The 23,269-nt window shown below is 31.9% G+C and carries 22 protein-coding genes; all 22 read left to right on the top strand.

Annotated features, from left to right (window positions below; all coding sequences use genetic code 11):
* Positions 1 to 16 precede the first annotated feature (16 nt).
* The 22 genes from ftsZ (at position 17) to ABV008_RS03895 (ending at position 23,236) form a co-directional block, all read left to right on the top strand.
* Positions 17 to 1,108 carry a cell division protein FtsZ gene (gene ftsZ, locus ABV008_RS03790; protein WP_352418485.1) on the top strand — a complete coding sequence of 364 codons (1,092 nt, stop codon included), beginning with the start codon at positions 17 to 19 and terminating at the stop codon, positions 1,106 to 1,108.
* 122 nt (positions 1,109 to 1,230) lie between these two features.
* Entirely contained in the window at positions 1,231 to 2,160 is a 930-nt protein-coding gene (spoIIGA, locus tag ABV008_RS03795) for a sigma-E processing peptidase SpoIIGA (protein ID WP_352418486.1), read from the top strand.
* Positions 2,161 to 2,892, top strand: a complete 732-nt coding sequence (gene sigE, locus ABV008_RS03800) for an RNA polymerase sporulation sigma factor SigE (RefSeq protein ID WP_352418487.1) — start codon at positions 2,161 to 2,163, stop codon at positions 2,890 to 2,892. It begins immediately after the preceding gene.
* Positions 2,893 to 3,188: 296 nt separating this feature from the next.
* Positions 3,189 to 3,962, top strand: a complete 774-nt coding sequence (sigG, locus tag ABV008_RS03805; protein WP_352418488.1) for an RNA polymerase sporulation sigma factor SigG — start codon at positions 3,189 to 3,191, stop codon at positions 3,960 to 3,962.
* 103 nt (positions 3,963 to 4,065) lie between these two features.
* Complete coding sequence (locus tag ABV008_RS03810; protein ID WP_352418489.1) at positions 4,066 to 4,356, top strand: YlmC/YmxH family sporulation protein; 291 nt, start codon at positions 4,066 to 4,068, stop codon at positions 4,354 to 4,356.
* A 117-nt stretch (positions 4,357 to 4,473) separates the two neighbouring features.
* Positions 4,474 to 4,929, top strand: coding sequence for a transcriptional regulator NrdR (nrdR, locus tag ABV008_RS03815; protein WP_352418490.1), 456 nt, complete (start codon positions 4,474 to 4,476; stop codon positions 4,927 to 4,929).
* 266 nt (positions 4,930 to 5,195) lie between these two features.
* A complete protein-coding gene (gene pgeF, locus ABV008_RS03820) occupies positions 5,196 to 6,020 on the top strand; it encodes a peptidoglycan editing factor PgeF (protein WP_352418491.1) in 825 nt (274 codons plus the stop codon).
* 27 nt (positions 6,021 to 6,047) lie between these two features.
* Positions 6,048 to 7,457: a sigma-54 interaction domain-containing protein gene (locus tag ABV008_RS03825; RefSeq protein ID WP_352418492.1), complete on the top strand. Its 1,410-nt coding sequence runs from the start codon at positions 6,048 to 6,050 to the stop codon at positions 7,455 to 7,457.
* A gap of 208 nt (positions 7,458 to 7,665) precedes the next feature.
* A complete protein-coding gene (gene ord / locus ABV008_RS03830; RefSeq protein WP_352418493.1) occupies positions 7,666 to 8,712 on the top strand; it encodes a 2,4-diaminopentanoate dehydrogenase in 1,047 nt (348 codons plus the stop codon).
* 10 nt (positions 8,713 to 8,722) lie between these two features.
* The gene (gene ortA / locus ABV008_RS03835) at positions 8,723 to 9,037 is read left to right on the top strand and encodes a 2-amino-4-oxopentanoate thiolase subunit OrtA (RefSeq protein WP_352418494.1); all 315 of its coding nucleotides are present in this window, start codon (positions 8,723 to 8,725) and stop codon (positions 9,035 to 9,037) included.
* Positions 9,030 to 10,448, top strand: a complete 1,419-nt coding sequence (ortB, locus tag ABV008_RS03840) for a 2-amino-4-oxopentanoate thiolase subunit OrtB (protein WP_352418495.1) — start codon at positions 9,030 to 9,032, stop codon at positions 10,446 to 10,448. Before ortA ends, ortB begins: the two co-directional genes overlap by 8 nt.
* Positions 10,449 to 10,551: 103 nt before the next feature.
* The gene (locus ABV008_RS03845) at positions 10,552 to 10,917 is read left to right on the top strand and encodes an ornithine aminomutase subunit alpha (protein ID WP_352418496.1); all 366 of its coding nucleotides are present in this window, start codon (positions 10,552 to 10,554) and stop codon (positions 10,915 to 10,917) included.
* On the top strand, positions 10,917 to 13,133 hold the full coding sequence (gene oraE, locus ABV008_RS03850) for a D-ornithine 4,5-aminomutase subunit OraE (RefSeq protein ID WP_352418497.1): 2,217 nt from the start codon (positions 10,917 to 10,919) through the stop codon (positions 13,131 to 13,133). The genes ABV008_RS03845 and oraE overlap by 1 nt, the downstream gene beginning before the upstream one ends.
* Positions 13,123 to 14,490 carry a GlmL-related ornithine degradation protein gene (locus tag ABV008_RS03855; RefSeq protein ID WP_352418498.1) on the top strand — a complete coding sequence of 456 codons (1,368 nt, stop codon included), beginning with the start codon at positions 13,123 to 13,125 and terminating at the stop codon, positions 14,488 to 14,490. The genes oraE and ABV008_RS03855 overlap by 11 nt, the downstream gene beginning before the upstream one ends.
* Before the next feature lie 70 nt (positions 14,491 to 14,560).
* Positions 14,561 to 15,625 carry an ornithine racemase Orr gene (orr, locus tag ABV008_RS03860; protein WP_352418499.1) on the top strand — a complete coding sequence of 355 codons (1,065 nt, stop codon included), beginning with the start codon at positions 14,561 to 14,563 and terminating at the stop codon, positions 15,623 to 15,625.
* Between the two features lie 109 nt (positions 15,626 to 15,734).
* Complete coding sequence (locus tag ABV008_RS03865) at positions 15,735 to 16,061, top strand: DUF4870 domain-containing protein (protein WP_352418500.1); 327 nt, start codon at positions 15,735 to 15,737, stop codon at positions 16,059 to 16,061.
* Positions 16,062 to 16,130: 69 nt separating this feature from the next.
* The gene (locus ABV008_RS03870) at positions 16,131 to 17,087 is read left to right on the top strand and encodes an NAD-dependent epimerase/dehydratase family protein (RefSeq protein ID WP_352418501.1); all 957 of its coding nucleotides are present in this window, start codon (positions 16,131 to 16,133) and stop codon (positions 17,085 to 17,087) included.
* Positions 17,088 to 17,171: 84 nt separating this feature from the next.
* A complete protein-coding gene (locus tag ABV008_RS03875) occupies positions 17,172 to 18,503 on the top strand; it encodes a replication-associated recombination protein A (RefSeq protein WP_352418502.1) in 1,332 nt (443 codons plus the stop codon).
* A 146-nt stretch (positions 18,504 to 18,649) separates the two neighbouring features.
* Positions 18,650 to 19,471 (top strand): CsxC family protein, encoded by an 822-nt coding sequence (locus ABV008_RS03880; protein ID WP_352418503.1) that lies wholly within the window; start codon positions 18,650 to 18,652, stop codon positions 19,469 to 19,471.
* A 176-nt stretch (positions 19,472 to 19,647) separates the two neighbouring features.
* Complete coding sequence (locus ABV008_RS03885; RefSeq protein ID WP_352418504.1) at positions 19,648 to 20,475, top strand: CsxC family protein; 828 nt, start codon at positions 19,648 to 19,650, stop codon at positions 20,473 to 20,475.
* 321 nt (positions 20,476 to 20,796) lie between these two features.
* Positions 20,797 to 21,885 (top strand): DegT/DnrJ/EryC1/StrS family aminotransferase, encoded by a 1,089-nt coding sequence (locus ABV008_RS03890; RefSeq protein WP_352418505.1) that lies wholly within the window; start codon positions 20,797 to 20,799, stop codon positions 21,883 to 21,885.
* Between the two features lie 70 nt (positions 21,886 to 21,955).
* On the top strand, positions 21,956 to 23,236 hold the full coding sequence (locus tag ABV008_RS03895) for an ATP-grasp domain-containing protein (RefSeq protein ID WP_352418506.1): 1,281 nt from the start codon (positions 21,956 to 21,958) through the stop codon (positions 23,234 to 23,236).
* Positions 23,237 to 23,269: the final 33 nt, after the last annotated feature.

Here is a 23,269-nt window from a genome sequence, read left to right on the forward strand (position 1 = left end):
ATAAGGGGGTTATAAAGTGTTCGATTTTGAAGTAGATGTAGAACAATTTGCACATATTAAAGTCATTGGAGTTGGCGGTGGAGGAAATAACGCTGTAAATAGAATGATAGATAGTCAAGTAAAGGGAATAGAATTTATTACCATAAATACTGACAGACAAGCCCTTCATTCTTCTAAATCAGAGACTAAAGTTCAAATAGGAGAAAAGCTGACAAGAGGCCTTGGAGCAGGGGCCAATCCAGAAGTTGGGATGAAAGCTGCCGAGGAAAGTAGAAATGAAATACTAGAAGTGTTAAAAGGTGCTGATATGGTATTTATTACTGCTGGTATGGGAGGAGGAACCGGTACTGGAGCTGCACCTATAGTTGCAGAAGTAGCTAAGGAACTTGGTATTTTAACTGTTGGAGTTGTAACTAAGCCTTTTATGTTCGAAGGAAGAAAAAGAATGATGCATGCAGAAAAAGGAATTGAAGAGCTTAAAAAAAGAGTTGATACATTAGTTACTATACCAAATGATAGATTATTACAAGTGGTAGAAAGAAAAACTTCTATTGTTGAAGCTTTTTGCATAGCCGATGATGTTTTAAGACAGGGTATTCAAGGTATATCAGATTTAATAGCTGTACCTGCTCTAATTAATTTAGACTTTGCTGATGTCAAAACCATTATGTTAAATCAAGGACTTGCACATATGGGAATTGGGAAAGCAAGTGGTGAAAATAGGGCAACTGAAGCTGCTAAACAGGCAATACATAGTCCATTACTTGAGACTTCAATTGAAGGAGCAAAGGGAGTGTTGTTAAACATAACAGGTGGTCCAAATCTAGGTATTTTTGAGGTTAATGAAGCAGCGGACCTAATTAGACAATCAGTAGACCCTGATGCAAACATAATATTTGGTGCAGGACTAGATGAAAATCTAAAAGATGAGATAAAGATAACTGTAATTGCTACAGGATTTGACAATGTCAAGCAGGAAAAACCTATAGACAAGCCGTCACTAACTGTTCCCAATGACAAAATTAAAGATAAAAATATATCTGAAACAAAATCATTTGATACTGATGATTTAGATATTCCAACTTTTTTAAGGAGAAGAGATAAATAACCCTTTCTATTTTATAGAAAGGGTTTTTTTTCGACTTCAGCATGTGACATAATTCTAATGTTTCTTGTATTATAATAGACATAAAAATGAAGGTAGGTGAATAAAGGTTTATTAGAATATGGATGTACAAAAAAGGGGGCAAGGATTTGTACATATATGCTGAGTATCTTTTATTAGAAAACATGGCTATTAATTATATATTATTGTACTTAACAGGAAAATTTACTAAAACAGAAGCAAATAATATCAGAGTATTATTGGCTTCTTTTATTGGAGCTATTTATGCATTAGTAATATTCTTTCCCTCTTTAAAATTCATGACTAAATTTATTATTAAAATTTCTATTTCTATTCTTATCGTTATAGTTGCATTTAATCCTGTTAAAATTAGAAAATTCATTAGGCTTATAGCAACTTTTTATGTAATGGCTTTCATTTTTGCTGGTGCTTCATTAGCATTATTTTATTTAGCAGATGTAGAAGCTTATGCAGGCAATGGTATATTCTATATAAGAGATTTTCCCGTGAAAGTACTAGTGCTTGCTGTATTTATTTCATATATATTAATCAAAATAGTATGGGGATATGTACAATCAATTTTGACAAAGAATAAGATTTATATGCCTATTATAGTTGGTTTAAATAATAAAAAAGTAGAAGTAATAGGCCTACTTGATACAGGAAATCTTTTAAGAGATCCTGTAACCCAGACACCGGTGATTATTGTTCAATTTTCTGCCATAAAAGACTTATTGCCTGAACAGGTACAAAGTATTTTTGAAAAATATAAGGAGAACGACCTTGAAGCTATTTCAGCAATTATGATTGAGAATGTTTCTAATATGAAATTTAGGCTAATTCCATTCAAGTCATTAGGAAGAGAGAATGGAATGTTAATAGGCTTTAAGCCAGACAATGTTATAGTTAAGGATGATGAAGATAAATCTTTTTGTGATATTATTGTAGGAATTTATAATAATAATCTTTCAAATGATAATAATTATGCTGCTTTACTTCATCCCGAAATGTTTACTGAAAAGGAGGTAGTCTAAATGAGAAAAATAATAAATAAATTCAAAATGCTAATAAGGATATATTACATAAAGATATTAAAAAAGCTAAAACTATATGACGAGTCAGAGATATTTTATATTGGTGGGAGTGAGGTACTTCCACCACCATTAACACCAGACGAAGAAAACTACCTTGTTTCTAAGCTTAATGAGGATGAAACTATAAAGACTGTATTGATTGAGAGGAATTTAAGACTTGTTGTTTATATAGCAAGAAAATTTGAGAATACAGGCATAGGAGTAGAGGACTTGGTTTCAATAGGAACAATAGGTTTGATTAAAGCAGTTAACACCTTCAAACCAGATAAAAAAATTAAACTCGCAACATATGCTTCAAAGTGTATTGAAAATGAGATTCTAATGTATCTTAGAAGAAATAGTAGAGCTAAAACAGAAATATCCTTTGATGAGCCTTTAAATATTGATTGGGACGGAAATGAATTGTTATTATCAGATATTTTAGGGACAGATAATGATATAATATTTAAATATTTAGAAGAAGAAATAGATAAAGATTTATTAAATCAAGCAATATGCAAATTATCAGTTCGTGAAAAGAAAATAATGGAGCTTAGATTTGGGTTAAAGAACGGAGAGGAGAAAACACAAAAAGAAGTAGCTGATTTACTAGGTATTTCCCAATCTTACATATCAAGATTAGAAAAAAGGATCATTAAAAGGCTTAAAAAAGAGATTAATAAAATGATATGAAATAATATATAAAACAATTTTGTAAGGAGCGGATTTATACGCTCCGTTTTTGCTTGAGACTCTAATTAACTTTTGTTGCTTCATTTCGCTACCTGATGATATGTTTTGTATCCAAAATAAGTGTGAAATAGTACTATTAATTAATATTTCTTCGAATAAATTTAGTTCTATAAAGGGTCTGATTTTTTTTTGTTAACTTAATCTATTTACATTAATCACTGAATAATAAGGTTACAAAAAGGCAATAATTTTTAATGAAAAGGGGCAAAACATCATGAAAGGAATGAATTACTTAAATGCATATAAATAAAGTGGAAATATGCGGAGTAAATACCTCTGAACTGCCAGTACTTACCAATAAAGAAATGAGAGCATTGTTTGATAGAATACATGCAGGAGATATGAGTGCAAGAGAAGAGTTTGTAAAAGGGAATCTTAGATTAGTATTAAGCGTTATTCAAAGATTTAGTAAAAGAGGAGAACATGTTGATGATTTGTTCCAAGTAGGCTGTATAGGTTTAATTAAAGCTATAGATAATTTTGATTTATCACAAAACGTTCGATTTTCTACATATGCTGTTCCTATGATTATTGGAGAAATAAGAAGATATTTACGAGACAATAATTCAATAAGGGTTAGTCGTTCACTAAGAGATATTGCTTATAAGGCATTGCAGGCAAGAGATCATTTGGTAAACAAAAACTCAAAAGAGCCAACTATATCTGAGATAGCTGAAGCCTTGGGACTACCTAAAGAAGAAGTAGTTTTTGCATTAGATGCAATTCAAGATCCTATCTCTTTATTCGAGCCTATATATCATGACAGTGGAGATGCAATTTACGTTATGGATCAGGTTAGTGATGAAAAAAGTGAAGATGAAACTTGGCTAGAGGGCATAGCACTTAGAGAGGCACTTAGAAAGCTTAATGATAGAGAAAAGTTAATTCTTAATTTGAGATTTTATGAAGGAAAGACTCAGATGGAGGTTGCAGAGGAAATTGGGATATCACAGGCTCAAGTGTCAAGATTAGAAAAAACAGCACTGAAACACATGAGAAAGTTAATATAGAGTAATTTTACCTTTACCATTGCCTTAAAGAATAAATATTAGGAATATTACTATATGTTCGTATTATATATATAATATAGAACTTTGAAAAGAAGGTGAAGCAATGGTAAAGGCTACTGACTTGCGCGAGAAGGAAGTAATAAATGTAAAGGATGGAACTAGAATCGGATACATATCTGATTTAGACGTAAATTTGGAAAAAGGAATAGTTGAAGCTATTGTACTCCCTGGACCAGGAAGAATATTAGGCCTTTTTGGAAAAAATCAAGATTATGTTATTAAATGGCAAAATATTATTAGAATAGGTTCAGATGTTATATTAGTAGATCTTAATTTAAATACTGAAGATTACTTATACTATGGAGGTGAAGACAGAAGGGAAGATAGAAAGTAGGATTATTTTACATTACAGTAATTTATTATTTGAGAATGATAATTGCCTACATATGGACATTAAATAAAAGATGTAATATAATTTGATTAAGACTTAGGCATAAAGGGAGGAAGACAAATGAGATGCCCCTACTGTGATTATTATGAATCCAAGGTAATTGATTCTAGACCTACAGATGAAGGACAAGCTATTCGTAGAAGAAGAGAGTGTATAAAATGCAGTAAGCGGTTTACAACTTATGAAAAGATTGAGGATATACCCCTTGTAGTAATAAAAAAAGACGGTAATAGACAATCATACAATAGAAATAAACTTCTGAATGGTATAATCAGAGCTTGTGAAAAGAGACCAGTTTCCATGAAACTTATAGAAGAGATGGTTGATGAAATAGAAAAAGCATTATTTAATTCTATGGAAAGAGAAATAACTACTGGGCTAATTGGAGAAATGGTTATGAATAGGTTAAAAAATATTGATGAAGTTGCATATGTCAGGTTCGCCTCTGTATATAGGCAATTTAAGGATATAAATACATTTATGGATGAACTAAAAAAATTACTAGATGAAAAATAGGACTCTTATGAGTCCTTTTAGAATATTCGAATAAGGGAAGCATAATAGAAATACACGCTCTCGGTTTCGGATATGAATAATTCTATAGCTCACTCCAATTAAAAATCCTATATCTTGCAAACTCGCTTCGCTCAAACATGCAAGATACTTAACGGATTTTTAATTTACGTTCGCTAAGAATTATAGTCATATCCTGCAAATGTTCGCTTAGTTTTTTTATTATGCTTCATGCTACTATGTGTATAAAAAGTAGAAGAGGTGGTAACTTGAATGAAAATATAGGCTTTGAACTAAGAGAAGTAAATAGATTACAGTATTATATAATTCCTAGCTTTGAACAAACTGGTCTTGTAAAACACGGATTTACAACAAGATTTGGAGGTCTAAGCCCTAAACCCTTTAATACATTGAATCTAGGCTTAAAGACAGAAGACGATAAAGAAAATATTATGAAAAATTTTGAGCGCGTTTCGAATGCGTTTAATGTATCTATGGAAAAAATGGTTTTATCAGACCAAGTACACGATACGGTTATAAGAATTGTTACAGAAGAGGACGCAGGAAAAGGATTAACTAAATCTATGGATTATAGCAAAGTAGATGGACTTTTAACAAATGTAAATGACCTTATGCTATTAACATTTTATGCTGATTGTGTTCCATTGTTTTTTCTTGACAAAACAAAAAAAGTAATCGGAGTTGCCCATGCAGGATGGAAAGGAACTGTAGCAAGAATAGGAGAGAAAATGGTAAAGACAATGCAAAAAGTTTTCTGCTCAAATCCAGAGGACATTTTAGTTGGGATAGGACCATCTATTGGCTCTTGTTGTTATCCAGTTAGAAAAGATGTATATGATAAATTTCACACAAACCTATCCTCAATAGAAGAAGTGCTTTTGAAAGAGTCAACAGATGTATGGAAACTAGATTTATGGAAAGCAAACCAAAATATATTAGAGGAAAATGGAATATTAAGTAGAAATATTACAGTAAGCGGGTTATGTACTAGTTGTTATAATGAAAAGTTTTTTTCTTATAGAAAGGAAAATGGTAGAACTGGTAGGATGGCTGCTTTAATACAGCTTGTTTAATCTAGCAAAGAAAAAAGGAATGATTGTATGAGATCTCATGAGTTTGAAAAACTTTTACTGCAAAAAATTTTGCATCATATAGATGTAGGAATCCATGTCATAGATTCAGATGGTAAAACTATATTATATAATGAGGCAATGGCTAAGTTAGAGGGAATTGAAAAAGAAAAAGTAATAAATAGACAATTACTAGAAATATTCCCTAGTTTGAATGAGCATACAAGCACTTTACTAAGTGTAGTTAATACTGGACAAAAAATCTTTGATAGAACCCAAACATATTTAAATTATAAGGGTGAAAAAATAACTACAGTAAATACAACTATTCCCATAAAAAAAGATAAAACCATTTTAGGAGCATTGGAAATTGCAAGAAATGTGACTAATATTCAAAAACTTTCAGAGCAGCTAGTAGATTTACAGATGGAGCTTATCGGAGAGAAAGAAAAAGAAATTTCTATTATAGGTAATAAGTATAATTTTGAAGATTTAATAGGTCACAATGAAAGTTTTATAAGATCTGTAGACATAGCTAGAAAAGCAAAGGATTCATCCTCTAGTGTCCTAATTTATGGAGAAACTGGCTCTGGGAAGGAGCTTTTTGCGCAGAGTATACATTATGATGGAAGTCGAAGAAATAAGCCCTTTATTGGACAAAACTGTGCTGCATTGCCTGAATCCCTATTAGAAGGAATTTTATTTGGAACGGTCAGAGGAGGTTTTACAGGCGCATTAGATAGACCAGGTTTATTTGAACAGGCAAACGGGGGAACAATTCTATTAGATGAAATAAATTCAATGGGTTTATCATTGCAAGCAAAGCTTCTTAGAGTACTGCAAGAAGGCTATATAAGAAGAGTAGGGGGATTAAAGGATATTCCTATTGATGTTAGAATAATTGCTACTACTAATGAAGAACCTGTGGAGTCAATGAATAAGGGAACTCTAAGGAAAGACCTATATTATAGGCTTAATGTAATTTCAATAAAGGTTCCTCCACTAAGGGAAAGAAGAGATGATATTAAACTATTATGTGCACATTTTATTAAACGTTATAATGAAGTTTTAAATAGAGATGTTTGGGTGATATCACAAGACATGATGCTAGCTTTTATGAAACATTCTTGGCCAGGGAACGTAAGGGAATTAGAAAACTTAATTGAAGGTGCTATGAATCTGATTTCTAAAGATGAGCATGTACTTAAGCTAGAACATTTTTATGGATTTACACCTAATTTTATGGAAAATGAGCCTAATTATAACGATGTTATACATTCACGTAATCCACTGCCAGATATTATTGATACAGTGGAAAGAAGATTAATTCAAGAATCCCTTAACGAATCAGGTTATAACATTTCTGAGGCTGCAAGAATCTTAGGTGTAAAAAGGCAAACCCTTCAACATAAAATAAAAAAACATAGAATCCCACTATAACCGCAAATATATTTGCATATAACCGCAAATAGTTTTGCGGTTATTTTATTTTTGATTATATCATCATAATTTTCATGATATTTGTTGGCTAGAATGTAGATAATATACAGTTTTGTTATTTGCTTATTTTTGTTCGTTTTGGCAGGGATATTGCAATAAGAGTTGTTTGAATATATTTAATGTCAAAAATATTTTGGAGGTGGGTTTTATGGAAATGGTAAAGGTAGTAATTTGGGGTTTTGGAGCAATGGGAAGTGGTATGGCAAAGATGTTATTGAAGAAAAAAGGAGTCGAAATTGTCGGTGTTTGTGACATGAGTCCAAGCAAAATAGGTAAAAGCATTTATGAAGTATTAGGTGCTGAAAGAGAAGGCAGACCAGAGGTAATTATTAAAGGTAATATTGAAGATGTTTTAACTGAAAAAAGCTGTGATATTTGCCTATGTGCCACTGATTCCTTTACTAAAAATGCATTTCCTAAATTAAAATATGCACTAGAAAAGAAAGTTAATGTCATATCAACAGCAGAGGAAATGTCTTATCCTTATGCTCAAAGCCCAGAACTAGCGAAAGAGCTTGATAAAATAGCAAAGGAAAACGGTGTTACTGTACTAGGTACTGGAATAAACCCAGGATTAATAATGGATTTATTAGTAGTATGTTTAACAGGATGTATGATTGACGTAGAGCATATAGAAGCAAAAAGAGTAAATAGCTTATCACCATTTGGTCCTGCAGTAATGGAGGAACAAGGTGTTGGATTAACTGTTGAAGCATTTGAAAAAGGGGTAGAAGATGGTACTTTGGCTGGACATGTTGGTTTTCCAGAATCAATACAAATGATTGCTAATGCAATAGGATGGAAAGTAGAAAAAATTGAACAACAAATGAAGCCTATAGTGACTAGCGTCGATAGAAAATCCCCTTTTGGATTTGCTAAGGCTGGAGATGTAGCAGGTGTTAATATGACAGGTCAAGGATATGTAAATGGAGAAGTTAAGATAGATATGATACATCCACAGCAAATAGAGCCAGAAACAGAAGGTACTTATACTGGAGACTACATAACAATAAAAGGTACGCCAGAAGTAAATATGGCTATAAAGCCAGAAGTAGAAGGTGGATTAGGTACTATTGCCATGTGTGTTAATATGATTCCTCATGTTATAAATGCAGACTCAGGCTTAAAAACAATGATAGATTTACCTGTGCCTAGAGCAATAATGGGAGACATGAGAGATTTAATAAAAAGGTAGGGTGAAAAAAGTGGAATATGCAAAAAAAGGTGATTGGGTAAGAATACACAATATTATACTAACTCCTGATGAAAGAGCATCACAGGTTCCTGAAGATACTAGAAGAGTTCCACTTGAAATGTGGAACAAAGGGTTTCTTATTAACGATGAAGCTAAAGTTGGAGATACAGTAACTGTAGAGACTTATATTGGAAGAAAAATCTCTGGAAAGCTTATAGAAGTTAATCCTTACTTTAGACATGATTTTGGGAAATGTATGCCAGAGCTATTATTTATAGGTAGACAACTAAGAGATATTCTCAAAGGTGGTGAAAAAAATGAATAAAGATATAAGCTACGATGGAGTCATGGCAAGAAAAAAGGAGATTATGAAACAGGCTATAGGCATAGATTACGATGAATTTGAAACTGGTGGAATAGCATTTGACTATGAAAGAATGATGAGAGAGACAGGATATACATTAGAAGAGATGCAAAAAATTCAAAGAGAGACAGGTGTAGGGAACACTCCTATTCTAGAACTTAAAAATCTTACTAAACTTGCAAGACAGTTAGCTCCAAAGGGGAAAGGGGCAAGAATATTTATAAAAGATGAAGCTGCTAATCCATCTGGTAGTTTTAAAGCTAGAAGAGCTGCAGTGAGTGTCTATCATGCGAAAAAGCTTGGCTACAAAGGTGTAATAGCTGCTACAAGCGGTAATTATGGAGCAGGAGTGGCTAGTCAAGCTGCTATGAGAGGACTCAAATGTATTATTGTTCAAGAGTGTTATGATTCAAGAGGTATAGGACAGCCTGAAATAATTGAAAAAGCGAGAAAGTGTGAAGCACTAGGAGCTGAAGTAGCTCAATTATCTGTAGGACCTGAGCTTTTCTATACTTTTTTAAGAATGTTAGAAGATACAGGGTACTTCAATGCTTCTTTATATACTCCATTTGGAATTGCTGGGGTAGAAACATTAGGATATGAGATAGCTGTGCAGTTAAGGGAAAAAGAGGGAAAAGATCCAGATGTAGTAGTTGCAACAAATGCAGGTGGTGGAAATCTAACAGGCACTGCTAGAGGACTTATAAAGGCAGGAGCGTTAAATACTCAAATTGTTGGTGCAAGTGTAAACTTAAAGGGGCTTCATATGGCTAGTGATAAACAATTTAATAGAAAATCATTTACTACTGGACACACTGGTTTTGGAATACCTTTTACTACTTGGCCAGATCGTTCAGATGTGCCTAGATCAGCTGGTAGACCGCTTAGATATATGGATAGGTATGTTACTGTAAATCAAGGAGAAGTATTTTATATTACTGAAGCTTTAGCACAGATAGAAGGTATAGAAAGGGGACCTGCAGGTAATACATCCTTAGCAGCTGCATTTTCAATTGCTCAAGAGTTAGATCAAGACCAGATAGTATTAGTACAAGAAACAGAGTACACTGGAGCAGGAAAACATATACAACCTCAGCTTACATTTGCAAGAGAAAATGATATCCAAATTATTATAGGTAATCCTGATGAAGAAATTCCTGGAAAAAACATAATATTACCAGAGCATCCAGGCCTAATTAAGGCAAAGGATATTGATTTAAACAAACTTAGAAAATCCTATATTAAAAATAGTATAGAAATAATGAATGTAAATTCACTTTCAAAAGAAGATATCGAATTTTTAGCTGAGGATAGCAAATCAAATCTAGAGTTTGTTATAAGTATATTAAAAGAGCTAGGTATAAGCTTGTAATGATTGTTGCAAAAATTTTCACGGAAAGTATCTTTGTAATTAGCTTAGAATTTATGTCTGAATATTAGAATCTAAGATTATTTTATAATTTGGAGGTGCAAGGATGAAAAGAAAAGATGATTTTGAAACTAGAAGACAGCATTTAATAAACTTAACAGAAGATCAATTGGAAGCAAGGTTTTGGGAACTAGCAGAAAAAATAGTTGACCCATTAGTGGAATTAGCTTATAAACAAACAAGCCCTTCAATAGAAAGATCAGTTTTGCTAAGAATGGGTTTTTCAAGTCTAGAAGCTACTTCTATTGTTGAAGGAGCTATCGACAGAGGTTTATTAGGTAAGGGTGCTGGCCATTTAGTATATAGATTGTCTAAGGATTATGATATGAGTATTAGAGAGGCAGGATTAAAACTAGTAGAAGGACAGATGTGGGATGAAGTTATGAAGATATTTGCAGGAGGTGATAATTAATGAAGTTAAAGCCTAATGAAAAACTAAACATAACAAATATATTAGAAAATCTTGAAAATTATAGACCTAGAAGAAGAGGATGGCATTGGAGAGATGGAATAGGACAGAAAAGAGATATAGGAAAATTCCAATACTATGACACATCTGAAAACTTAGAGCAAGGTCAGCCTTTACCATCAGCGCATTATTTTGATGATATTGATCCACAGCCGGATTCAGTTATTACAACAGAAATTGCTTCAGGTAGATTTGAAGATGATATCAGAAGAATGAGGATGGCTGCATGGCATGGGGCAGATCATTTGATGGTTATAAGAACTGCAGGGCAAAGCCACTTTGACGGTTTAATAGAAGGAACACCTCAGGGTATAGGTGGTATACCTATAACTAGAAAACAGGTTAGAGCGCAAAGAAAGGCTTTAGATTTAATTGAAGATGAAGTGGGAAGACCAATAAATTATCACTCTTACGTAAGTGGAGTGGCAGGTCCTGAAATAGCCGTTATGTTTGCTGAAGAAGGAGTAAATGGAGCGCACCAAGACCCACAATATAATGTACTATATAGAAATATTAATATGATTAGATCGTTTGTAGATGCAGCAGTAGCTAAGAAAGTTATGACGTGGGCAGATATGGCTCAAATTGATGGCGCTCATAATGCAAATGCAACTGCAAGAGAGGCATGGAAGGTAATGCCAGAACTAATGGTGCAGCATGCTATAAACTCGATGTATTCTGTAAAAGCAGGAATGAAAAAAGAAAACATATGTCTTTCTACTGTACCGCCAACAGCGCCACCGGCACCTTGTATGAGAATAGACTTACCGTATGCAGTTGCACTAAGAGAATTATTTAAGGATTATAAAATGAGAGCTCAACAGAATACTAAGTATATGGGTTCTTCAACTAGAGAAGCTACTGTAACCCATACTCTTAATTTGCTGATTTCTAAGCTTACAAGAGCAGATATTCAATCTACCATAACTCCTGATGAGGGAAGAAATGTTCCATGGCATATTTACAATATTGAAGGAACTAATACTGCAAAACAAGCCTTAATAGGTATGGATGGACTTACAGAAATGGTTGAAATTAAAAGAGATAAAGGAGAGTTAGCAGATAAGGTTAGAGAATTAAAAGAAAGAGCTATATTGTTTATGGAAGAAATGCTAGAAGTAGGTGGATATTTTAGAGCTGTAGAAGAAGGATTTTTTGTAGACTCAGGATATTACCCTGAAAGAAATGGAGACGGTATTGTTAGAAAGATTGATGGTGGTATTGGCGTAGGAACTGTATACGAAAGAGAAGATGATTATATGGCTCCAGTCACAGCTCATTTTGGCTATAATAATATTGAACAATATGATAGAAATGCCGTAGATAATCCATCAAATCTTATTGGAGGATGTACTTTTGAAAATCCAGATAAGATAATTTATATTGATGAATTAGATGAAACTGACAACGTAAATGTCAGAATGAAAGAGACAAAAGAACTTAGAGAAAGTACAAAAATTAAGCCAGAAATGGAATGGCAGGGCGATGGAATAATACAAATAACACTTTTTATTCCAACTGAAGAGAGAACTGCAGAGTTTGCTGCTATTGAAATAGGAAGGAAATTAGGTCTTGAGGATGTAGAAGTCATTCATAAAGAAATAATGCAGGCAGCAGAAGGTACTCGGATTGAACTAAAGGGAAAAGTACCATTTACAATAGACACTAGTACACTTGTAATTCCACCTAAACCAGAGATTATGTCAGACGATGAAATAAGAGAAGAAATAGAGGCTCTTCCAATGAAAATAGTTGCAGGGACAGTTGGGGAAGATGAGCATTCTGTAGGGTTGAGAGAAATTATTGATATTAAGCATGGTGGGATAGAAGGCTATGGCATAGAGTGTCATTATCTTGGCACTTCAGTACCAGTTGATAAGCTAATAGATGCTGCTATAGAGTTAAATGCTGATGCAATACTTGCTTCAACTATAATTAGTCATGATGATATACATTATAAGAATATGAGACGTATCCATGAGCTTTGTGTTGAGAAGGGAATTAGAGATAGAATTATTTTAGCTTGTGGAGGAACACAAGTATCTAATGAATTAGCTATAGAACAAGGTGTAGATGCAGGATTTGGTAGGGGGACCAAAGGAGTTCATGTAGCTACTTTTCTTGTTAAAAAAAGAAGGGAAATGCTGAATGAAAATTAATGTCTTAGTTGCAGAAATAGGAAGTACAACAACAGTAGTAAATGCTTTTGATGAGATATTTGACAACTGCCCTATATTTATAGGGCAGGGTCAAGCACCTACAAGTGTGAGGGAAGGAGACGTAAATATAGGCCTTAGGGCAGCTATTAAGGACTTAAGTGAAAGATTAAGCGTAGATAACCTAGAATACGATGAACTAATGTCTACTAGTAGTGCTGCAGGGGGATTAAAGATGACCGTTCATGGTTTGGTATATGACATGACGGTAAGAGCGGCAAAGGAAGCAGCTTTAGGTGCAGGTGCAAACCTTCATATAATAACTGCAGGAAAAATGAGAAGATCTGATATAAATAAACTTAAAGAAATTAAGCCGAATATTATTTTAATAGCTGGAGGAGTAGATTATGGTGAACGAGAAACTGCTCTTTATAATGCTGAACTAATTAGAGGGTTAAATCTTGATATTCCTATAATATATGCAGGAAACAAAGAGAATCAAGAAGAAATTAGGGAAATATTTAAAGACACTAAAATGAAGCTATATATAACTGAAAATGTTTATCCTAAAATAGACCAACTGAATATTGAACCAACTAGAAAAATAATTCAAGAAGTATTTGAAGAGCACATTATTTATGCGCCAGGAATGGGGAAAGTAAGAGAAATGGTAAAGGGACCAATTATTCCAACACCAGGAGCAGTTATGCTAGCTGCAAAATTGCTAAAAGAAGAAATTGGGGATGTTCTTGTTTTAGACGTTGGTGGCGCTACAACTGATGTACACTCTGTCACAGAAGGTAGTGATGAAATAAATAGAATATTGGTAAGTCCTGAACCAATTTCTAAAAGAACGGTAGAGGGAGATCTTGGGGTATATGTCAATTTAAATAACATAGTTGAAAGAATAGGATTAAACAACTTGGCTAGTAGACTTAATATTGATTCGGAAAAGCTTAAAAATTTAGTTGAAAACCATAAACCTATTCCTATTTCAGATATTGAAAAAAGTTTTATTGAAGAATTGACATTTGAAGCTGTAATAACAGCAGTGAAGAGACACGCTGGAAGACTTAGAGATTTATACGGACCTAGTGGTAAGAAAACAATTGCAGAGGGGAAGGATTTATCTAATGTTAAATATGTAGTTGGTACAGGGGGAGCTCTAACTAGATTACCAAATAGAATAGAAATTATGAAGCGTATACCTTTGAATAATAAAGGCAATGAACTATTGCCCAATAAAGATGTAAAAATATTAGTTGACAACAATTATATTATGGCATCATTAGGAGTGCTATCAGAAAAATATCCAGAAGCTGCAATAAGACTCATGAAAAATAGTCTAGGAATTGAGTAGAGGCTAGTTCTCTATTAATCCAATGTAGGGTGGCCATTAGTGTAGTAGCATTAACAGAAAGGAGAACAAAATGTATCCAAGAGTAGAGATATCCTTAAATAAAATAAGACATAATGCAAAAAAACTAATAACTTTATGTAATAATAATGGTATTAATGTAGCTGTAGTAACTAAAGTATTTTGTGGAATACCAGAAATAGCAAAAGTTTTAGTAGAGTCTGGAGCTTCAATTCTTGCAGACTCTAGAGTTGAAAACTTAAAGCGTATGCAATCAATAGATGCTCCAAAACTATTACTCAGGCTTCCAATGATAAGCCAAGCTGAAGAAGTAGTAGAATTTGCAGATATATCCTTAAATTCTGAGCTAGACACTATAAAAGAGCTTTCAAAAAAAGCAATAGAAAAAGACCTACTACATAAAATTATATTAATGATTGACTTAGGAGATTTAAGAGAAGGTATTTTTGATGAAAATGAGATCTTTCAAAGTATAGAGGAAATTTTGAAGTTAGAAGGCATAAAATTAATTGGCATAGGAACTAATCTTACATGTTACGGTGGAGTAATACCGAATCAAGAAAATTTATATAGACTAGTAAGGATTAAAGAAAACATTGAAAACAAACTTGGTATAAAACTTGAAATAGTTTCTGGTGGGAATTCAAGTAGCTTATATCTTCTTGAAGAAAAAGAGGGTATCCCTCAAGGAATAAATCAACTTAGATTAGGAGAATCCATAGTTTTAGGTAGGGAAACCGCTTATGGAAATAAAATTGAAGATACATATGAAGATTGTTTTAGATTAGTAGTAGAGATTATAGAAATGAAAGAGAAACCATCTTTACCTATTGGAGATATAGGCATGGATGCCTTTGGAAATAAGCCTGTTTTCCAGGATAGAGGAATAAGGAAAAGAGCTATTTGTGCTATTGGCAAACAAGACATAAGCATAGATAACATATTCCCTGAAGATGATAATATCATTATTCTTGGCGGTAGCAGTGATCACTTGATTATTGATGTAACAGATTGCTTAAATAATTACAGAGTTGGAGAAAAAGTATTCTTTAGGTTAAATTATGGAGGAATTTTAAGTACGTTAACCTCTGAATATGTAAAGAAAATATTGATTTAACAAGTAATTAATTGAGTATTCCTACTTTCCTTATAGATATCTAACTATTTTTCTTTTAATTAGCATAATATTGTAATATAATAAAATCATTAAAGGAGGGTATAATGGAATGCTAACTACTGAACAAAAATTGTTATGTGCTTTAGCTCATCTTGGTATATTTATTGCGATACCAATATTAGCTCCAATAATAGCTTTTTTAGTTTCAAACGATGATTTTGTAAAGATGCAAGCAAAAGAGGCTTTAGGTTTTCAAATTATGATGATTGCAGCTAGTATCATCTCTGGATTACTAGTTATTGTTCTTATAGGAATACCTTTATTATTAGTAGTTGGAATAGCAACTGTAGTTTTTCCAATACTAGCAATAATAAAGGTAGTAGACGGAGTAGACTATTCTTATCCGATTTCAGGTAGCATTGTAAGAAAAATCTAGTAACTATTCATATCAAAATAAATCCTTCTTCATATACTAGATATAAGAATATATGAAGGGGGATTTTTTATGATTATAGTGACAGGTGCAGCAGGTTTTATCGGCAGCATTCTGTGCGAACAGTTATTAAACACTGGGCATCAAGTATTGGGTATAGATTCTTATTATAATAATTATCCTAAATGGATAAAAAACTATCATCTTAGGAATTGCACTGGTAATCCTAATTTTATTTTTTTAGAAAATAATATATTAGATCCAAACATAAGCAAATTAATTGAAGGACTAAATATAACGTGCATAGTTCATTTAGCAGATATACCTGGAGTAACAGCATGTAGCGAGGTTAATTTTGACGAGTATATAACTTATAACATAACAGCAACGCAAAGATTATTAGAATCTATAAAGAATAAAGGAATAAAAAAGCTTATTTATGCTTCTTCTTCCACAGTATATGGAAATGGTAAACATATTCCTATGGCCGAGGTTCATAATGCCAAACCAATATCATTATACGGAGTATCGAAACTAATGGGAGAAACACTTTGTCATTATTACGGGAGCTCATATAATATTGATGTGGATATTCTTAGATTTTTTACAGTCTATGGACCACACCAAAGACCTGACATGGCTTTTCATAAGTTCATAAAGAATATACTTATGAATGAAGAAATAAAAATATATGGTGATGGAACTCAGTCAAGGGATTTTATCTATGTAAAAGATATTTGCGAAGTTATTTTAATGATGATAAAATATGATAAAAAATATGATATTATGAATCTAGGTGGAGGATTTTCTTTAAGTGTAAATGATTCAATTGAAATAATTGAAGAGTTAACAAATAAAAAAGCCAAAATTGCCTATATCGATCCTATTAATGAAGAACAGATATTTACACATGCATCTGTAGAGAAAATGGACGAAATAATACCAGTTGAAAGAAAAACCGACATTTATAAAGGTCTTAAAGAACAAATTAACTATATTAAGTTTTTATATGGATTCATAGAGAAGTAATTTGCTTATGTAGATAATTACAACTAAAAATTATATATTATAGAGAATATTAATTGAGCTAGATATACAAAGGAGAGAAAGTATATGGATTTATTTCAAATAAGTGCTGAAATGAACCTAAAAAAATCTGCACCTCTTGCTAATAGAATGCGTCCTAATACACTTGAAGAGTTCATAGGTCAGGAGCATATAGTAGGGAAAGGAAAGCTTCTATATAGAGGAATTATTGCAGACAAATTAAGCTCTATTATCTTTTATGGACCACCTGGTACTGGGAAAACGACTTTGGCTAAAATAATTGCTAATTCTACCAAGAAATATTTTGAGCAATTAAATGCAGTAACATCAGGAATTAAAGATATTAGAGAGGTTATAGAAATTAGTAAAGAAAGACTAGGTATGTATAATAAAAGGACAATACTTTTTATTGATGAGATCCATAGGTTTAATAAAAGTCAGCAAGATGCACTTTTACCATATGTTGAAAATGGAACTATAATATTGATTGGTGCAACAACAGAAAATCCTTTTTTTGAAGTAAATAAAGCACTTATTTCTAGGTCTATGGTCTTTAAGCTTGAACCTCTTAGTAACGAGCACATTAAAATAATATTAGATAAGGCCATTAAAGATAAAGACAAAGGGCTAGGTGAATTTAATATTGAAATTGAAAGTGATGCACTTGAACATTTAACTATTGCTTGCAATGGAGATGCAAGAATCGCATTAAATGGTTTAGAATTAGGAGTATTAACTACACCACCCAATGAAGAGGGAATTATAAAAATCACTATAAATGTAATAGAAGAGTGTATTCAAAAAAGGGCAATAAGATATGAAAAGAATGGCGATGAGCATTATGATGTTATTTCAGCTTTCATTAAGAGCATGAGAGGCTCAGATCCAGATGCTGCTTTATACTGGCTTGCAAAAATGATATATGCAGGAGAAGATCCAAAATTTATTGCAAGAAGAATAATTATATGTGCTTCAGAAGACATAGGTAACGCTGACCCACAAGCTCTCACTTTAGCCGTTTCAGCATTTCAGGCAGTAAATACTATAGGTATGCCTGAAGGTAGGATTCCACTTGCTCAGGCTGCGGTATATGTTGCATGTGCTCCAAAAAGTAATGCATGTTATTTAGGAATTAATAAAGCTTTAGAAGATATTGAGAAGGGTCAGATGGGACAGGTGCCTACATATCTTAGAGATTCTACTACTAAAAAAATGGAGGATAAGTATATTCAAGATTCATTAGGGAATAGCAAAGATTATTTGTATCCTCATGATTATCCTAATGGATTTGTTGCACAGCAATATTTACCTAATGAGCTTGTAGGAATTAAATATTATAATCCAACTGAAAATGGATATGAGAAAATTATAAAAGAAAGGTTAGAAGGTTTGTTATAAAAATAAATTTACAATGAACAAGGAACTGGTCTATAGTTCCTTATTTATTTTTTTGCAATAATTGTAACTTAATAAGTATAATTGAATATTATAAATATAGAAAGTATTTTTAATTATTTAGCTTCTATGGAAAGAGGTGAAATATAATGGTAAATGTTAAAGCTGAATATCCAGAAGGTCATAAATTAATATATGAGACTCCAAATGTCGTACATACAACATCACAAGAGTCAAAAGAGCTAGGCAATAAGGAACTTGAAGAAGTAAATTGGCAAGAAGAAAAAGTTATAGAAAATTGTCCTAATGAAAAGGTGGAAATAACAGCTCTAACATCAGGTGCAGTGGTAAAAATCCCTGTTGTTCTTGCGGCTTTTACAGTTCGTATCAATATAAGCTCTTCAATTGAGTTTGATGAGTCTATATTTCAGATAAAAGAGATAATAAAAAGAATTAAAATTCAGCAATGTACTTTAATTCAAGATACAGATGTGCTCTTTATAAAAGGTGTCATAAGAAAGAATATTAAATATTACGTAAATAATTTTTTAAGAAACAATGAAACATATGGAGATGTAGAAACTCTAGTAGTTGATATTCCTTTTAAATGTACTACCATTTTTGAATATAATATAACTAAACCAGAGAAAGCCATAAATAGTACATTAAAAGAATTTAAATGTATTAGAAAGAGTGATTATTTAAATAATGATACAATAGAAAACGAAGAAATAGTATATGAGGATGTTAATTATATTGATCAAATAGTAACTGAATACTATAACGAAGCACCATACTGCGAAGCTATTGGTAGCAAAATAGTAGAAGCTGAAAGATTTGTAGAGAATAGAGTAAGTACAGATAATGAGTCTATACGGAAGGGAATTTATGCAATAGAAGGTGAAGGAATCTTATATATCACAATTAGGATTCTGCAAAACCAGATAGTATCTATTCCTATGACACCATAAAAATAGCTTGATCATGAAAATAGACAGACTAAATGGAAAAGAAACTTTTTCAAATGTTAATATAATAATTTATAAAACTAGTGTAACGAAAATTATTCACCTGAATACTATGTACTAGGAAATGGGACTAGGAAAATAAGTCTCATACCTGAAAATAGTATTAAGGAGGTAAACTAATGTCTTATCAAGACAATAATCAATATGGATCAAAGGTAAACTATGGCAAACAAGAAACTAATAGTGTATGTAAGCCTGGAAAATCAGTATGTACAGATGTTACATCTACAACACTAGTTGACGCTGAAAACTATCCTGTGGACTTAGCACCTATTGTAAGTGGAGTAGTAGCAAAGATACCAGTTGTCTTAGCTGAGCTTACAGTACAAGTAAATGTGGATTCTATTATCGAACTACCTGAGCCAGCTATAGAAATTAAAAATATTAAAAAGCATCTAAAGATTACTCAATGTTTACTATTACAAGACACTAACATGCTATTTGTAAAAGGTTTTGTCAGAAAGAATATTGAATTTGCTACACTTGGCTGTTCAAATGCTAAAGGAATATGTGGCGATATTAAGCATTGCACAATAGATGTACCATTTAAATTTACAACACCAGTTAAATTTAATGGAATAGCTCCTGCTCGTATTAGAAACAGGTCAGAATCAGAATTCCAGTATTTCAGACAAAGAGATCTATTTGGACCAGAGTTTGCAGATAAAGATAAGTTATTATCTGGTGATCTTTCTGAGTTTAATCAAACAACAACTGAGTTTTTCAACGAACTACCTTTCTGTGAACTAATTAGTAGCAGAATCGTTGAGTTTGATGAGTTTCTAAATCCAACTAAGCCTCATAAGGTAACAGTTCCATTTGAAGAAAGAATATTTAAGAACATTGAAGAAAAAATGGTTATATTCATAACATTAAAGATATTACAAAAACGTCAAGTAGCTATAGGAGCAACAGGAGGCACTACTTGCCCATCTAATTATGAATAAAAAATCATGTATAACAGCTGCTTCACTAAAACATCTGGGTTCTAGCCCAGATGTTTTCTTTTCTGCTCTAAAACTTAGGGAGTAAATTTTTAGAGTGTCAAGGTACAAAAGCTTTTCAATATTATCATATGCTTAGCTATTAATAGTGTGCATATTATATTTATTAATATTAATTTTAATAAGCCTTTCTTTGGAATAAAACAATAAATGAGAATTTAGTGATTAATTATATTATTTTGTAACATAACTTTATATTTAAAATATTATAAATAAAGGAATTTTTTACTAAGTGTAATTTTTTAATATAAGGCAGGTGCTAATATGGGAAAAAATATATATGTTACTAAGCCTTTTCTTCCACCAATAGAAGAGTACATAATATATTTAAAGAAAATATGGGAAAGTGGAATTGTTACTAATAATGGGGAGTTAGTGAAACGATTAGAAAAAGAATTATCCAGCATCCTAAAGTTAAGTAATCTAATTGCAGTAGCTAATGGGACACTAGGGATTCAAATTGCAATAAAAGCTCTTGACTTAGTAGGAGAAATAATTACTACCCCGTTCACTTTTATTGCAACTTGCTCATCTATTATATGGCAAAACTGTACACCAATATTTGTTGATATAGATCCTGAAACGCTTAACATTGATTCAGACAAAATTGAACCTAAAATAACAAGAAAAACTTCTGCAATATTAGGTGTACATGTTTTTAGCAATCCCTGTGATGTCAAATCGATAAATAACATATCAAAAAAACATAATTTAAAGGTCATATACGATGCAGCTCATTCTTTATTTGTAGATTATGAGGATAAATCGATATTAGACTATGGAGATATTTCAGTAGTAAGCTTTCATGCAGTAAAGTTTTTTAATACAGTAGAAGGTGGTGCCTGTATAACTCAATCTAAGGAATTAGCTGAAAGGATTAGGCAAATAAGGAACTTCGGATTTAATGAAAATGGCCAGGTTACTGATATTGGCATAAATGCGAAAATGTCAGAACTACATGCTGCCATGGGGCTAGCATCGCTAAAATACATCGAAGAAATTAGAAAAAAAAGAAAAGATAAATATAATATATATAAGAAGCTACTATCAAATAATAAAAACATTAAATTTCAAAAGATAAATACTGAGCAATATAATTATAGTTATATGCCAGTGATATTTTCAGATGAAACTATTCTCTTATCGGTTCTAGATAAGTTAAATAAAAATAGCATTTTCCCGAGAAGGTATTTTTATCCGTCGTTAAATAATCTAAAAATATCTACCAGCAGTACCTACAACTTGCCTATAGCAGAGAATATTTCAAGAAGAATCCTATGCCTACCTTTATATAACAACTTAGAAGATAAGGATATTGAGTTTATATGTAAACTGATTAATACTAGCTTTTAGAATATCTAGAAAATAATAGAGTATCAATAGTCTAGTATTTATTGCGAATTCATTTAATGGAGGAGTGATAATGAAAAGAAGAGTTTTAGTATTTCCATGTGGATCTGAAACAGGTTTAGAAATTAACAGATCACTTTCATATTCAAGGGATTTTGAATTGTTCGGTGCTTCTAGTCAGTATTCAAATCACGGGAAATATGTATTTAAGAATTATATTGAAATGAATTCATATATAGATGATAAAAGCTTCATAGAAGAACTACAAAAGATAATTTTAGAATATAAAATTGATTTTGTATTTCCTGCTCATGATAGTGTAGTATTGAAGCTTTCTGAATACCAAGATAAGCTAGGAGCAATAGTTATTTCTCCTACTCATGAAACATGTAAGTTGTGCAGATCAAAAAGCAGAACATATGAAGTGTTTAAAAATAAAATAAATGTACCTAAAATGTATAAAGAATTCGACAAGAATATAGAGTATCCAGTATTTCTAAAACCTGATATAGGCCAAGGCTCCAAGGGGACGTATTTGGCTAAATCCTTGGAAGAAGTTGGATTTTATAGAAATCTTGATAAGACTCTTTTAATTCTAGAATATTTACCAGGTAGAGAATTTACAGTTGATTGCTTCACGGATAGATATTCCAATTTGATATTTGTTGGAGGAAGAGAAAGAAAGAGAATATATAATGGTATTAGTGTTGATACTTCACCTACTATAGATGCTAGATTTAATACTATGGCAAAACAAATAAATGATAACCTGAATTTGAGAGGCGTGTGGTTTTTTCAGGTTAAGGAAAACAAAAAAGAAGAATTAACTTTACTCGAAATAGGGCCAAGAGTAGCAGGATCAATGGGATTATACAGAAATTTTGGGATAAATCTTCCGATTTTAAGCCTTTATGATAGACTTGGTATTGATATAAAGCTTATAAAAAATCCAGGAAAATTGCAAATGGATAGATCACTTACATGCAAATATGAATTAAGCTATTATTATGAAAATGTATACGTAGACCTAGATGATTGTTTAATATTTGAAAATAAAATTAATTCGTTAATAGTATTATTTCTATATCAGTGTTTAAATAATGAGAAAAAAATATATTTACTAACTAAACATGAAGGAGATGTATTGAAGCTTCTTTCAAGATTTAGGATAAGGGAATTATTTGATAATATTATTCAAATTGAAAAAGGAGAAGAAAAATCAGATTTTATTAATGAGCTAAATTCCATTTTTATAGACGATTCTTTTAGTGAGAGGTACAAAGTAAATAAAGAGCTTAATATACCAACCTTTGACATAAATGCAGTAGAGTCTTTGATAGATTGGAAGGTATAGTGAATAAGTCACTATCTAATGATAGTGACATAG

This window comes from Proteiniborus sp. (genome assembly GCF_040308045.1).
Classification (GTDB): Bacteria; Bacillota; Clostridia; order Tissierellales; family Proteiniboraceae; genus Proteiniborus.

Bases quoted from the DNA above. Each gene is read 5' to 3' on its own strand.
- ABV008_RS03865 (WP_352418500.1), top strand. From the start codon at position 15,735: ATGCTAACTACTGAACAAAAATTGTTATGTGCTTTAGCTCATCTTGGT.
- ABV008_RS03885 (WP_352418504.1), top strand. From the start codon at position 19,648: ATGTCTTATCAAGACAATAATCAATATGGATCAAAGGTAAACTATGGC.
- sigE (WP_352418487.1), top strand. From the start codon at position 2,161: ATGAGAAAAATAATAAATAAATTCAAAATGCTAATAAGGATATATTAC.
- ABV008_RS03895 (WP_352418506.1), top strand. From the start codon at position 21,956: ATGAAAAGAAGAGTTTTAGTATTTCCATGTGGATCTGAAACAGGTTTA.
- ABV008_RS03825 (WP_352418492.1), top strand. From the start codon at position 6,048: ATGAGATCTCATGAGTTTGAAAAACTTTTACTGCAAAAAATTTTGCAT.
- ABV008_RS03875 (WP_352418502.1), top strand. From the start codon at position 17,172: ATGGATTTATTTCAAATAAGTGCTGAAATGAACCTAAAAAAATCTGCA.
- nrdR (WP_352418490.1), top strand. From the start codon at position 4,474: ATGAGATGCCCCTACTGTGATTATTATGAATCCAAGGTAATTGATTCT.
- ortB (WP_352418495.1), top strand. From the start codon at position 9,030: ATGAATAAAGATATAAGCTACGATGGAGTCATGGCAAGAAAAAAGGAG.
- orr (WP_352418499.1), top strand. From the start codon at position 14,561: ATGTATCCAAGAGTAGAGATATCCTTAAATAAAATAAGACATAATGCA.
- ABV008_RS03810 (WP_352418489.1), top strand. From the start codon at position 4,066: ATGGTAAAGGCTACTGACTTGCGCGAGAAGGAAGTAATAAATGTAAAG.
- ABV008_RS03855 (WP_352418498.1), top strand. From the start codon at position 13,123: ATGAAAATTAATGTCTTAGTTGCAGAAATAGGAAGTACAACAACAGTA.
- spoIIGA (WP_352418486.1), top strand. From the start codon at position 1,231: ATGTACAAAAAAGGGGGCAAGGATTTGTACATATATGCTGAGTATCTT.
- ABV008_RS03870 (WP_352418501.1), top strand. From the start codon at position 16,131: ATGATTATAGTGACAGGTGCAGCAGGTTTTATCGGCAGCATTCTGTGC.
- ABV008_RS03880 (WP_352418503.1), top strand. From the start codon at position 18,650: ATGGTAAATGTTAAAGCTGAATATCCAGAAGGTCATAAATTAATATAT.
- ord (WP_352418493.1), top strand. From the start codon at position 7,666: ATGGAAATGGTAAAGGTAGTAATTTGGGGTTTTGGAGCAATGGGAAGT.
- ABV008_RS03845 (WP_352418496.1), top strand. From the start codon at position 10,552: ATGAAAAGAAAAGATGATTTTGAAACTAGAAGACAGCATTTAATAAAC.
- ABV008_RS03890 (WP_352418505.1), top strand. From the start codon at position 20,797: ATGGGAAAAAATATATATGTTACTAAGCCTTTTCTTCCACCAATAGAA.
- oraE (WP_352418497.1), top strand. From the start codon at position 10,917: ATGAAGTTAAAGCCTAATGAAAAACTAAACATAACAAATATATTAGAA.
- sigG (WP_352418488.1), top strand. From the start codon at position 3,189: ATGCATATAAATAAAGTGGAAATATGCGGAGTAAATACCTCTGAACTG.